9 protein-coding genes, 1 tRNA gene and 1 pseudogene are annotated in these 12,201 nt (G+C 70.5%); 7 read left to right on the top strand and 4 right to left on the bottom strand.

Going from position 1 to position 12,201, the window contains the following annotated elements; translation table 11 throughout:
• Positions 1 to 123: 123 nt before the first annotated feature.
• From FB465_RS21245 to FB465_RS21260, 4 genes and pseudogenes are all read left to right on the top strand, one after another.
• A complete protein-coding gene (locus FB465_RS21245; RefSeq protein ID WP_170290655.1) occupies positions 124 to 537 on the top strand; it encodes an FtsB family cell division protein in 414 nt (137 codons plus the stop codon).
• Positions 538 to 549: 12 nt separating this feature from the next.
• Positions 550 to 1,056 (top strand): annotated as a pseudogene (locus FB465_RS21250) (DUF501 domain-containing protein); the annotation flags it as partial.
• 125 nt (positions 1,057 to 1,181) lie between these two features.
• On the top strand, positions 1,182 to 2,123 hold the full coding sequence (locus FB465_RS21255) for a Ppx/GppA phosphatase family protein (RefSeq protein ID WP_145792850.1): 942 nt from the start codon (positions 1,182 to 1,184) through the stop codon (positions 2,121 to 2,123).
• A gap of 429 nt (positions 2,124 to 2,552) precedes the next feature.
• On the top strand, positions 2,553 to 3,929 hold the full coding sequence (locus FB465_RS21260) for an NAD(P)/FAD-dependent oxidoreductase (protein WP_145792852.1): 1,377 nt from the start codon (positions 2,553 to 2,555) through the stop codon (positions 3,927 to 3,929).
• A 187-nt stretch (positions 3,930 to 4,116) separates the two neighbouring features.
• Here the strand turns inward: FB465_RS21260 and FB465_RS21265 are convergent, their stop codons facing one another.
• Both FB465_RS21265 and FB465_RS21270 read right to left on the bottom strand, forming a co-directional pair.
• Positions 4,117 to 6,675, bottom strand: a complete 2,559-nt coding sequence (locus FB465_RS21265; protein ID WP_145792854.1) for an ABC transporter permease — start codon at positions 6,673 to 6,675, stop codon at positions 4,117 to 4,119.
• A gap of 53 nt (positions 6,676 to 6,728) precedes the next feature.
• A complete protein-coding gene (locus tag FB465_RS21270) occupies positions 6,729 to 7,577 on the bottom strand; it encodes an ABC transporter ATP-binding protein (protein WP_145792856.1) in 849 nt (282 codons plus the stop codon).
• Between the two features lie 299 nt (positions 7,578 to 7,876).
• Between FB465_RS21270 and FB465_RS21275 the strand changes: the two genes are divergently transcribed.
• The 3 genes from FB465_RS21275 (at position 7,877) to FB465_RS21285 (ending at position 9,393) form a co-directional block, all read left to right on the top strand.
• Positions 7,877 to 7,961: transfer RNA gene (locus FB465_RS21275), tRNA-Leu, on the top strand.
• Positions 7,962 to 8,094: 133 nt separating this feature from the next.
• Positions 8,095 to 8,988, top strand: a complete 894-nt coding sequence (locus tag FB465_RS21280; protein WP_145792858.1) for a Bax inhibitor-1/YccA family protein — start codon at positions 8,095 to 8,097, stop codon at positions 8,986 to 8,988.
• 87 nt (positions 8,989 to 9,075) lie between these two features.
• Entirely contained in the window at positions 9,076 to 9,393 is a 318-nt protein-coding gene (locus FB465_RS21285; RefSeq protein ID WP_145792859.1) for a hypothetical protein, read from the top strand.
• A gap of 326 nt (positions 9,394 to 9,719) precedes the next feature.
• Here the strand turns inward: FB465_RS21285 and FB465_RS21290 are convergent, their stop codons facing one another.
• The gene (locus FB465_RS21290; protein WP_145792861.1) at positions 9,720 to 10,676 is read right to left on the bottom strand and encodes a hypothetical protein; all 957 of its coding nucleotides are present in this window, start codon (positions 10,674 to 10,676) and stop codon (positions 9,720 to 9,722) included.
• 279 nt (positions 10,677 to 10,955) lie between these two features.
• On the bottom strand, positions 10,956 to 12,176 hold the full coding sequence (locus FB465_RS21295) for an acetyl-CoA C-acetyltransferase (protein WP_145792863.1): 1,221 nt from the start codon (positions 12,174 to 12,176) through the stop codon (positions 10,956 to 10,958).
• Between the last annotated feature and the right edge of the window lie 25 nt (positions 12,177 to 12,201).

Below are 12,201 nucleotides of genomic sequence, written 5' to 3' on the forward strand. Positions count from 1 at the left end.
AAGTACGAGGGCTGACACACAGCTGTAGTACCGGTGCCCCGGCTCTCACCCCGTAGGGTGGGGCCGGGGCACCGGTGCGATCAGCAGGGGGTACGAGAGATGGCAAGGTGGAAGATCCCGGGCATGGCCGCGAGGCCGCGCTTCACCAGCCGGGCGACCGTCCTGGTGCTCGTCCTCTGCTCGCTCGTCGCGATCCTCGCGTACCCCACCCGGCAGTTCATCTCGCAGCGCTCCGACATCGCCGCCCAGCGCGCCAAGGCCGACCACGCCAAGCAGCAGGTCGAGCAGCTCCGCAAGGAGCGGGCCCGCTGGCAGGATCCCGAGTACGTGAAGGCGCAGGCCCGCGAGCGGCTGCACTACGCGATGCCCGGCGAGACCCCGTTCGTCTCGGTCGATCCGAGCCCGCCCGCCACCCCCAAGCCCTCCTCGGGCGGCACGGCGCCCGCCCAGGCGGCCAAGGCCGCCCAGCCCTGGTACACCAGCATCTGGGACTCGGTCGACGCGGCCGACTCCACCCCCGCCCCCGCCTCCCGCTAGAGACAGTTCCCCATGACCACTGAGAACTCTGCCGTTTCCGACCACGACGTCGCCGCCATCGCGGCCCAGCTCGGCCGCGTCCCGCGCGGCCTGCGCGGGGTGGCCCACCGCTGCCCGTGCGGCAACCCGGACGTCGTCGAGACGGCGCCCCGGCTGCCGGACGGTACGCCGTTCCCCACCCTGTACTACCTGACCTGCCCCAAGGCCGCCTCGCTGATCGGCACCCTGGAGGCGGACGGTGTGATGAAGGATCAGACCGCCCGGCTCGCCGAGGACCCGGAGCTCGCCGCCTCGTACCGGAAGGCGCACGAGGACTACATCGCCCGCCGGGACGCCATCGAGGTGCTGGAGGGCTTCCCGAGCGCCGGCGGTATGCCGGACCGGGTGAAGTGCCTCCACGTGCTGGTCGGCCACTCACTGGCGGCCGGGCCCGGCGTCAACCCGCTGGGTGACGAGGCGATCGGCATGCTGGAGGACTGGTGGGCCAAGGGCCCGTGCGTCTCCGCCGCCGAGGTCGACGAGAACCTGGCGAAGGTGGCCGAGCAGCGGGCGCAGGCCGAGGACCACGCCGCCGTGATCGCCGCCAAGGAGCAGAAGGCCGCCGAGCGTGCGGCGAAGAAGCGCCAGGCCGAGGAGGAGACCGAATGACCACCACGCGAGTCGCCGCGATCGACTGCGGCACCAACTCCATCCGCCTGCTGATCGCGGACCTCGACCCCGCCACCGGCCAGATCGCCGACCTCGACCGCCGGATGATCATCAACCGGCTCGGCCAGGGCGTGGACAGGACCGGCCGGCTGGCCCCCGAGGCGCTGGAGCGGACCTTCGCGGCCTGCCGCGAGTACGCCGCCGTGATCGCCGAGTACGGCGTCGGCCCGGACCGCATCCGCTTCGTCGCCACCTCGGCCTCCCGGGACGCCGAGAACAGCGACGAGTACACCAAGGGCGTCCGCGAGATCCTCGGCGTCGAGCCCCAGGTGGTGAGTGGCGAGGAGGAGGCCCACCTCTCCTTCGTCGGCGCCACCAAGGAGCTCACCGGCGGCGCCTTCGAGGCCCCGTACCTGGTCTTCGACCTGGGCGGCGGTTCCACCGAGTTCGTGCTCGGCACGGACGACGTGGAGGCGGCCCGCTCGGTCGACATCGGGTGTGTCCGCCTGACCGAGCGGCACTTCGCCGGCACCGAGCTGCCGACGCCCGATCAGATCTCCGCCGCCAAGGCGGACATCCGGGCCGCGCTGGACCGGGCCGCGGAGGTCGTCCCGCTGAACGAGGCCGCCACGCTGGTCGGCCTCGCCGGTACGGTCACCACGGTGGCCGGCATCGCCCTGGACCTGCCCGCGTACGACTCCGAGGCGATCCACCACTCGCGGATCCCGGTGGCGGACGTGCGGGAGGTGACCGGTCGGCTGCTGACCTCGACCCACGAGCAGCGCGCGGCCATCCCCGTGATGCACCCGGGCCGGGTGGACGTGATCGCGGCCGGTGCCCTCGTCCTGCTGGAGATCATGGAGCGGACGGGCGCCGCCGAGGTGGTCGTCAGCGAGCACGACATCCTCGACGGGATCGCCTGGAGTATGGCGGTCTGAACCCCCGACACCCCTTACGGAATCGGCCCCGGAGCGCCCTCGGCGCGCCCGGGGCCGAGGCCTGTACGGCGAGTCGCGAGAAAGTTCGTGAATTTCTTCACATGGCGATCCAGCCTTTCGTCGCACCGAGCCGCCCGCTACGTCCGATATGTGGGACCGAAGGTCGACTTCAGCGCCCGCCCGCTGGATCGCAGGCAGGGCTCCCGCTCGGGTGACGGAATCGAAATGGCGAGCGGGAACTCGGGCGGGACAAGGAACGTTGCTGCTCAGCGGTGCCCTCTGCGTCCGGATGCTCACCGGCTGCGCCCGGCGCCCGTGAGGCGGTCGCCACCCCCGGCAGATGTGGCCGCGTAGTGTAGCAGAGGGTGTCCAGAGGGCTGTGACGGGCCTCACGAAGGGCGGCCCGAACGGGGGTGGATACTTTCGGATATGAGCACCACGGAGCGTCCTCGCATCCTCATTGTCGGCGGTGGTTACGTCGGCCTGTATGCCGCGATGCGCATCCTCAAGAAGATGCGCTACGGGGAGGCGACCGTCACGGTCGTCGACCCGCGGTCGTACATGACGTACCTGCCCTTCCTTCCCGAGGCGGCCGGCGGCAACGTCGCGCCCCGCAACCTCGTTGCCCCGCTGCGCAGCGCCCTCAAGAAGGCGGAGGTGCTCACCGGTCACGTGACCGGTGTGGACCACGCCCGCAAGGTCGCCACCATCGCGCCGCTGGCCGGCGACGCCTACGAGCTGCCCTTCGACTACCTCGTCGTCGCGACCGGCTCGGTCTCCCGCACCTTCCCGATCCCCGGCCTGGCCGAGCACGGCATCGGCATGAAGACGGTCGAAGAGGCGATCAGCCTCCGCAACCACGTCATGGCGCAGCTGGACAAGGCCGAGTCCACGACGGACCCCGAGGTCCGTCGCAAGGCCCTCACCTTCGTGGTCATCGGCGGCGGCTTCGCCGGCGTCGAGACCATCGCCGAGGTCGAGGACATGGCCCGGGACGCGGCGAAGATCTACAAGACCGTCAGCCGTGACGACATGCGCTTCATCCTGGTGGAGGCGGCCAACCGCATCCTCCCGGAGATGGGCCCGGACCTCGGTCTGTGGACCAAGGAGAAGCTCGAAGAGCGCAACATCGAGATCTACATCGAGACCTCGATGGACTCCTGCGTCGACCAGCACGTGGTGCTGAAGAACGGCGTCGAGGCCGATGCCTCCACCATCGTGTGGACGGCGGGCGTCAAGCCCAACCCGGTCCTGAACCACTTCGGCCTGCCGCTCGGCCCGCGTGGCCACGTGGACACCGCGCCGACCCTGCAGGTCCAGGGCTTCGACTACGTCTGGGCCGCCGGCGACAACGCCCAGGTACCCGACCTCGCCGTCGGCGAGGGCGCCTGGTGCCCGCCGAACGCGCAGCACGCGGTCCGTCAGGCGCTCGTCCTCGGCGACAACGTGATCTCCGGCATGCGGGGCTTCCCGCAGAAGGAGTACAAGCACAAGAACCTCGGTGCGGTCGCCGGCCTCGGCCTGCACAAGGGCGTGGCGATCCTCTTCGGCAAGTACAAGCTGAAGGGCCGTCCGGCCTGGTGGTTCCACCGCCTGTACCACGGCAGCCGGGTGCCGACGATGAACCGCAAGGTCCGGGTCTTCACCGACTGGACGCTCGCGATGTTCCTCAAGCGCGAGACCGTGGGCCTGTCGGAGATGGAGAAGCCGTTCGACGCCTTCCAGGAGGCCGCGGCTCCCGCTCCCAAGCCCGTCGCTGCCACCGCTGTCGTCGAGCCCGCCAACGAGCTCGCGGCCAGCAAGTAGGAACGACCAGCCCCCGTCGGGGTATGAGTCGGAGGCTCTCCGCCCGGCAGCGTCGCCGGACCACGACCTCCGTGGTGCTCAGCCGGCCGTGCGACCGGGCGGAGTACAGCAGTAGCGAAGTACAGCAGTGACGAAGAAGGCCCCTGCCGAACGAACCCTCCGGCAGGGGCCTTCTCGTGTCCGACGGTCAGTCGGTCTTGATGCTCGCCAGGATGTCCAGCCTGGAGGCCCGGCGGGCCGGCCAGATCGCGGCCACCAGGCCGACCAGACCGGCCAGGGCCAGGAAGACCAGCATCTTGCCGTACGGGATCACCGTGGTCAGCCCGGCGATGCTGGACTCCAGGGTGCCGTTGACCGCCCAGGCCATGAAGCAGCCGAGCAGGACGCCGATCGCCGCGCCGAAGAGCGAGATCACCACGGACTCCAGCCGGACCATCCGCTTGATGCCGCCGCGGTCCAGGCCGATCGCCCGCAGCATCCCGATCTCGCGCTTGCGCTCGAAGACCGACATCGCCAGCGTGTTGATCACGCCGAGGATCGCCACCAGCACCGACATGGCCAGCAGGCCGTACATCATGTTCAGGGCGAAGGTGATCATCTTGCTGAACTCGTCCCTCATGTCCTGCTTGGTCTTGACGTCGATCACCGGGTTGTTGCCGGTGGCGTCCTTGATGGACTGCTTGACGGTGCTGCTCGCACCGTCCGTGCCCTTCACCAGGATGTCGTTGACCGAGGGGTTCGGGTCGTGCTTGGCGACCTCGGCGTTGGCCATGATCACACCCGAGATCATCTCGCTCTTCTCGAACACCCCGCCGACCGTCAGGGTGCCGGTCCGGTCGTCCGGGTAGCTCACCTTGACGGTGCTGCCGGCGGACAGGTTGCTCTTCTTCGCGATGGCGCTGTCGACCAGGACCTGACCCTGCTTCAGCACCGAGGCCGAACCACCGGTCATGGTGGGCCGGACCAGCTGGTCGAAGCTGTCGGCGTCGAAGCCGTCGACCGAGGTGAACGAGTCGTCGATCCTCAGGTAGCTCTGCAGCCGCGGGCTGGCGGCGGCCACCCCGGGGGCCTTGGTGATCTGCGAGACCAGCTCGGGGGACATGTCCCGCCCGTTGGCCATGGTGACGTTGAAGTCCGCCTTCATCGCGCTGGTCACGGCCCGGTCGACGGCCCCGCCGATCGAGGCACCGAGCACGGTCAGCGCGCTGACCAGGGTCAGGCCGATGGTGAGCGCGGCGGCCGTGGCGGCCGTACGGCGCGGGTTGCGCACCGCGTTCTGCCGGGCCAGCTTGCCGGGGGTGCCGGCCAGCTTGGCGAGCAGCGGGCCGACCAGGGCGATCACCGGGCGGGAGAGCAGCGGCAGCAGGATGAAGATGCCGATCAGGGCCAGGCCCGCGCCGAGCGCGACCGGCATCCGGCCGTCGCTGTTGCCGGTCGAGGCGCCGACCGCGATCAGGGCCAGGCCGCCGGCCGCGATCAGCGAGCCGATGATGTTGCGGATCAGCAGGCTCTTCTGGGTCGCCGGCTGGTCGCCGCTGCTCATCGCGGCCACCGGGGCGATCCGGGATGCGCGGATGGCGGGGAGCACGGCGGACAGGACGGTCACCAGGATGCCGACCACGACGGCCACCACGATCGTCACCGGGGCGATGACCAGCGGGCCGGTGGGCATGCTCGGGGTCAGTGCGCGGATCAGCGCCTGCATCCCGGCACCGATCCCGACGCCCGCGACCAGGCCCGCGACCGAGGCGGTGGCGCCGATCAGCAGCGCCTCGACCAGCACCGAGTCGGTGACCTGGCGGCGGCTGGCGCCGACGGCGCGGAGCAGCGCCAGCTCCTTGGTGCGCTGGGCGATCAGCATGGTGAAGGTGTTGGCGATGATGAAGATGCCCACGAAGAGCGAGATGGCGGCGAAGACGAGCAGCATGGTCTTCATGCTGCCGGTGCCCTCGGCGATCATCTTGGTCTGCTCGTCCGTCAGCTGCCGACCGGTCTCGGTGCGGAACCGGTCACCGCTCGGCAGCTTGGCCTCGACCTCGCTCAGCAGGGCGCTCTCGGAGGTGCCCGGCTTGGCCTTCACCGAGATGCTGCTGTACTGACCGGGCGTCAGCAGGAACTTCTGTGCGCTGGCGGTGTCGAGGAGCGTGAGCGTGCTGCCGGAGCTCACCTCGGGGTCGTCGGTGGTGAAGACACCGGTCAGCCTGGCGTCCACGGCCGGGCCGTTCGACGCGATCCGGACGGTGTCGCCGACCTGGTAGCCGCCCTTCCTGGCGGTCTCCTTGTCGAGGGCGATCTCGCCGGCCTTCTGCGGGCCGCGGCCGTCGGCCATCGGGTAGCGCGAATCCTTGCCGGAGCCGTCGGGCACGTAGTTGCCGCCCTTGGCGCTCCAGGACTCGCCGATCAGGTTGCCCTTGCGGTCGGCCACGGCGGTGAAGCCGGAGACCACGCCGCGGGCCTGCTCGGCGCCGGGCAGTGCGGCGATCTGCTTGACCGTCGCCTCGTCGAGCCGGGCGGTGCTCCGCTCGCTCTTCTGGCGGGGGCTCGCGCCCGCGCCCGCGTCGCGGTCGGAGACCAGGACGGAGACGTCGGAGTAGCTCTTGGAGTAGCTGTTCTTCATGGCCTGGCCGAGCGTGTCGGAGAAGACCATGGTGCCGGCCACGAAGGCCGTGCCGAGCATGACGGCGAGCGCCGTCATCAGCAGTCGGCCCTTGTGGGCCAGCACATTGCGCAGTGCGGTGCGGAACATGGATGCGTCCTGGGGAAGTCGGGGCGGGCGGCTACGCGGCTACTGGCGGGGCGTCAGCTCGTCCGGCCCTTGGCGTCGAAGCGGCGCATCCGGTCCAGGACGCTGTCGGCCGTGGGGCCGGTCAGCTCGTCCACGATCCGGCCGTCGGCCAGGAAGACCACGCGGTCGGCGTACGAGGCGGCGACCGGGTCGTGGGTCACCATGACCACCGTCTGGCCGAGCTCGCGGACGGAGTTGCGGAGGAAGGAGAGGATCTCGGCGCCGGAGCGGGAGTCGAGGTTTCCGGTGGGCTCGTCGGCGAAGATGATGTCGGGCTTGGAGGCCAGCGCGCGGGCGCAGGCGACGCGCTGCTGCTGGCCGCCGGAGAGCTGGCTCGGCCGGTGCGAGAGGCGGCCGGAGAGGCCGACGGTGTCGACCACGCGGTCCAGCCACTCCTTGTCGACCTTGCGGCCCGCGATGTCCATCGGGAGGGTGATGTTCTCCAGCGCCGTCAGCGTCGGCAGCAGGTTGAAGGTCTGGAAGACGAAGCCGATGTGGTCCCGGCGCAGCTTGGTGAGCTGCTTGTCCTTCAGCCCGACCAGCTCGGTGTCGCCGATCAGCGAGGAGCCGGAGGAGACGGTGTCGAGCCCGGCCATGCAGTGCATCAGGGTCGACTTGCCGGAGCCGGACGGGCCCATGATGGCGGTGTACTCGCCCTGCGGGAACACCACACTCACGTTGTCCAGGGCGACGACGCGCGTCTCGCCCTCCCCGTAGACCTTGTTGAGGCCGGTGGCGCGGGCGGCCGCCTGGCCGGTGCGGACGGCGGTTGCGGTCGTCGTGGTCACGGGGTGCTCCTGTCGGAAGTGCCGGGTGGAAGAGATCTGGACGGCCGGTGCCCACAGCACCGGCCGCTCTTCCATGGTCCGCCGCGTGATCATGGTTTCTGTCGCCCGGGGGGACGGTTGGGCCTACCGCCGCTGGGCGTACATCAGCTCGGTGGTCTCCTCCTGCGGTATGACACGGACCCTGAGGGACGGGCGCTGTCCGATTAGCGTTCCTGAGGTGGCCGAATCACAGACTGTTCGTCAGATGGCAAGGAAACATGACAACTTCCCTGGCTCGGAACATGCGAAAGGGGGAGTCGGGCGACTAGTCTCAGGGGTAGCCCGTACAGGGGCGGAGCATTCTCCGGCCGTGGCAACGGGTGTTGTCGCAGTACGCCCGGGTGGTGGAACGCAGACACGGGCAGCTTAAAACTGCTTGGCCGTGAGGCCGTGCCGGTTCGAGTCCGGCCCCGGGCACCAACTCCGTCGTACGGCCGCGTTCTGCCGTTCGGTCGGCTGCGAGATCATCCTCGCGGCGTAGGTACTTCCCTTTGCCAAGGCATTACCCTGGTCCATCGTGGGTGGTGCCTTGCCGCCCCGGAGGGAATGAGCAATGAGAAGCAGCAACCCGGTCTTCTCGCGGGAGGGGTCCTTCACCCGCGACACCGGATACGCGGCCCCCCACCACATTCAGGGCAGCGGGACTACCCAACAGCCGCAGGCCGGGAGCCCGTACGCCGGCAACCCGTACGGCAACAACCCCTACGCCCAGCAGCCCTACGGCCAGCAGCTCACCGACGAGCAGCTGGCCTCGATGTACGAGGCCCCGTCGGCTGGCCCGCTCCAGACCGGCCGGATGACCATGGACGACGTGGTCGCCCGTACGGCTCTCACGCTGCTCACCCTGGTGGCCGGCGGTGCTCTCGCCTGGTTCGCGCTGCCCGTGGCCAACTTCGGCATCGCCTCGGCGGCGGCCCTGGCCGCCTTCGTGGTGGCCATGGTCATCACGTTCAAGCGGAGCGTCAGCGCCCCGCTGATCCTGACCTACGCGGGTCTCGAGGGCTTCTTCCTCGGTGCCATCAGCAAGGTCTTCAACATCATGTGGCCGGGCGTCGCCCTCCAGGCGGTGCTGGGCACGGCCGCGGTCTTCGCCGCGATGCTGGTCGCCTACAAGAGCGGCCGGATCAGGGTCACCCCGCGCTACACCCGGATCGGCCTGGCCGTGGCCATGGGCTTCGTCCTCCTGATGCTGATCAACCTGGTCGCCTCGATGTTCGGCGCCGACATGGGCCTGCGGTCCGGCCCGCTGGGCATCGTGGTGGGCCTGATCGGCATCGGCCTCGGCGCCTTCTTCCTCTCTCTGGACTTCGCGGAGATCGAGGAGGGCATCCGCGGCGGTGCCCCGCAGCAGGAGTCCTGGCGGGCGGCCTTCGGGCTGACGCTCTCGCTGGTCTGGATCTACCTGGAGATGCTGCGGCTGATCGCGATCCTGCGCGGCGACGACTGACCTCGGGTCAGATCCGTCCAGCTGCCTCTCGGGCCCCGGAGCACCCGCTCCGGGGCCCGAGGCCGTTCCGGAGATACCCTCGGGGCCATGGTTGAACCGAAGACCCTGCTGGACGCCGTGGACCGCCTGGCGGATCGTTTCCGCTCGATGCCGCAGAGCCGGCTGCTGGGCGCGGTGCCCGGACACCCGTCCCGGGCCGCCGCCGGGCTGGAGCTGGCGCGGCGGTTGGCCGCTGCTGCGCTCGCGGCGGCCGGCGAGGAGCCGCACGAGTTCCCGGACGCCGGGGCGTTCGCGGTCGGCGACCAGCTCGCCGTGGCAGGCCACGAGCTGGCGGCCGTGGGCGACGCCCGGGCGCTGGCCGAGGCACTGGCGGCCGTGGAGGCCGTGGCGGACCTGACCATCTGAGAGGCTCCGCCGGTAGGTGCGCCGAACAGGATCGGGTACCGCAGGGGCGCGGGGAACTGCGCGAAGCGGGAGGTGTCGGCCCGCGCTGCGACGGCGTCCCGATGCCCGGTAGGTGTGCCGAACAGGGTCGGGTACCGCAGGGGCGCGGGGAACTGCGCGAAGCGGGAGGCTTCAGGCCGTTGCCTTCCGGTCTCGCGCAGTTCCCCGCGCCCCTGTGGTTGGCCCGCGGCCTGACCTGGCGGAGGCTCTGCAACACGCAGGAAAGGCCGGCCGAGTCGTAACCCCAGCACTCGGCCGGCCTTCCCGGCGGTGCTGCTGCTGATCCGTCAGATGCTGGCGACCACCCGGTCGGCCAGGACGTACACGGCGTCGTCGTCCGTCGAGAAGGTCAGCGAGTACGAGCCCGAGAAGCGCGAGCCGCCGAGCAGCCGGACGTCCTCTCCGGCCCGGACGGCGTCGATCAGGCGGTAGGCCGCCTCGCGGTCGCCCGGGGCCACGCACAGGGTGGTGCCGTCGGCGAAGGCGTACACGTCGAGGGTGCCCAGCGGGCCGGGCCGGACGTCGGTGAGCGCGATGCGCTCGTCGGCCAGGGCGGTCAGCCGGGTGTCGGTCCACTCGCGGGACGGGGCCTGGCTGGGGACGAAGTCCGGGTGCGAGGGGTGGCGGCGCGGGTCGGGCGCGGCCACCGGCTCGGCGTCGACCGCCGCCTCGGCGTCCAGCAGGCCGGCTTCCAGGCCGGTGGCGAGCAGGTCCGCCTCGCGGCGGGCCTTGGCCTCGCCGCTGCTCTCGGCCGTCACGCCGCCGTGGGCGGGGTGGCCGTGCGCCGGATGGCCGGGCCGGATCCCGCCGCCGGTGCCGTCGCCGTCGTTGATCAGCTCCTCCAGCGCGGACCGCAGCGCCTCCCCGAACTCCGGGTCCATCGTGCCCGCGCTGTCCGCGGCGTCCTGCGGGCCGGTCGGGCGCGGGAAGAACAGCGGCCACTCCTCGGCGACGGTCAGGCCGGTGCCGGTGAGCGGGGTGTCGAACAGTGGCGCGTCCTCGGCCGCGCGGGCCTCCTGCTCGGCCCAGAACGCCCGGGCCTCGGCGATCTCCCGCTCCCGGTCGGCCGCGAGGGCCTCGGTCACGGCCCGGCGTATGACGGTCTCGTCAAGGGCAGCCGGTGCGGGGGCGGTTGGGGCGGTCCGCTGCTCCTCCAGACGCCGGGCGAGCCCGCGTACGTGGAGCAGGACGGCGGTACACACGGCGATCAGGACCAGCAGTAGAACGGTGTGGACAGCGCTCACAGAACGTACTCCTAGCGAGGAGTGGAACGGGGTTACCTCTCCACATTGCCGTATCGCGGCCCGTTACTGCAGTGGCAGATGTCCTATTTGTCCGGAACTTTCTGTCTTGTCCTCAAATTGTTAGGTAGGGTCGTTCTACGCTGCGGAGTTGACCGACTTCGGGGCGTCGACAAAACGGCCTTCCGGGCACAAATCGAGGGCCGGATCACCGTCGGAATGTGATCCGGCCCTCAATTACGCTATGTCACCGCCAAATGGGGGGTTGACAGAGCCCGTGGTTCAGCTCAGGCGCTCGATGACCATCGCCATGCCCTGGCCGCCGCCCACGCACATGGTCTCCAGACCGAACTGCTTGTCGTGCCACTGCAGCGAGTTGATCAGCGTGGTGGTGAGCCGCGCGCCGGTCATGCCGAAGGGGTGGCCGACGGCGATCGCACCACCGTTGACGTTCAGCTTGTCGATGTCGATGCCCAAGTCCCGGTAGGACGGGATGACCTGGGCCGCGAAGGCCTCGTTGATCTCGACCAGGTCGATGTCGTCGATGGTCAGGCCGGCCCGCTTCAGCGCCTGGCGGGAGGCCTCCACCGGGCCGTAGCCCATGATCTCGGGGGAGAGGCCGCTGACGCCGGTGGAGACCACCCGGGCCAGCGGGGTGATGCCGAGCTCGCGGGCCTTGGTGTCGGACATGATCACCAGGGCGGCGGCGCCGTCGTTGAGCGGGCAGCAGTTGCCGGCGGTCACGGTGCCGTCCGGACGGAACACCGGCTTGAGGCCCGAGACGGCCTCCAGCGTGACGCCCGCGCGCGGGCCGTCGTCGGCCGAGACCACGGTGCCGTCGGGGGTCGTGATCGGGGTGATCTCGCGCTGCCAGAAGCCGGCCTTGATGGCGGCCTCGGCGAGGTTCTGCGAGCGGACGCCGAACTCGTCCTGGTCGGCGCGGGTGATGCCCTTGAGCGCGGCCAGGTTCTCGGCGGTCTGGCCCATCGCGATGTACGCGTCCGGGAGCAGCCCGTCCTCGCGCGGGTCGTGCCACTCGCCGCCGCCCTCCTCGGCGCGCTTGGCGGTACGGGCGAGCGCGTCGGCGAAGAGCGGGTTCTGGGTGCCCGGCATGCCGTCCGAGGTGCCGTTGACGGAGCGCGAGACGGTCTCGACACCGGCCGAGATGAAGACGTCGCCCTCGCCCGCCTTGATCGCGTGCAGTGCCATCCGCGTGGTCTGCAGTGAGGAGGAGCAGTAGCGGGTGATGGTGGCGCCGGGCAGGTAGTCCATGCCCATCTGGACGGCGATGATGCGGGCCAGGTTGTGGCCCTGCTCGCCGCCCGGGAGGCCGCAGCCGAGCATCAGGTCATCGATCTCGCGCGGGTCGAGCTGGGGCACCTTGGCCAGCGCGGTGGCGATGATCTGGGCGGTCAGGTCGTCCGGGCGGACGTCCTTGAGCGAGCCCTTGAAGGCCCTGCCGATCGGCGAACGGGCGGCGCTGACGATGACGGCTTCGGGCATGGTGGCTCCTCGCTGAGTTACCCGG

This window comes from Kitasatospora atroaurantiaca (assembly GCF_007828955.1).
In the GTDB taxonomy this organism is placed as follows: Bacteria; Actinomycetota; Actinomycetes; order Streptomycetales; family Streptomycetaceae; genus Kitasatospora; species Kitasatospora atroaurantiaca.

Excerpts from the sequence above, each read along its gene's own strand:
- FB465_RS21245 (WP_170290655.1), top strand. The coding sequence starts at position 124 with ATGGCCGCGAGGCCGCGCTTCACCAGCCGGGCGACCGTCCTGGTGCTC.
- FB465_RS21255 (WP_145792850.1), top strand. The coding sequence starts at position 1,182 with ATGACCACCACGCGAGTCGCCGCGATCGACTGCGGCACCAACTCCATC.
- FB465_RS21260 (WP_145792852.1), top strand. The coding sequence starts at position 2,553 with ATGAGCACCACGGAGCGTCCTCGCATCCTCATTGTCGGCGGTGGTTAC.
- FB465_RS21265 (WP_145792854.1), bottom strand. The coding sequence starts at position 6,675 with ATGTTCCGCACCGCACTGCGCAATGTGCTGGCCCACAAGGGCCGACTG.
- FB465_RS21270 (WP_145792856.1), bottom strand. The coding sequence starts at position 7,577 with ATGGAAGAGCGGCCGGTGCTGTGGGCACCGGCCGTCCAGATCTCTTCC.
- FB465_RS21280 (WP_145792858.1), top strand. The coding sequence starts at position 8,095 with ATGAGAAGCAGCAACCCGGTCTTCTCGCGGGAGGGGTCCTTCACCCGC.
- FB465_RS21285 (WP_145792859.1), top strand. The coding sequence starts at position 9,076 with ATGGTTGAACCGAAGACCCTGCTGGACGCCGTGGACCGCCTGGCGGAT.
- FB465_RS21295 (WP_145792863.1), bottom strand. The coding sequence starts at position 12,176 with ATGCCCGAAGCCGTCATCGTCAGCGCCGCCCGTTCGCCGATCGGCAGG.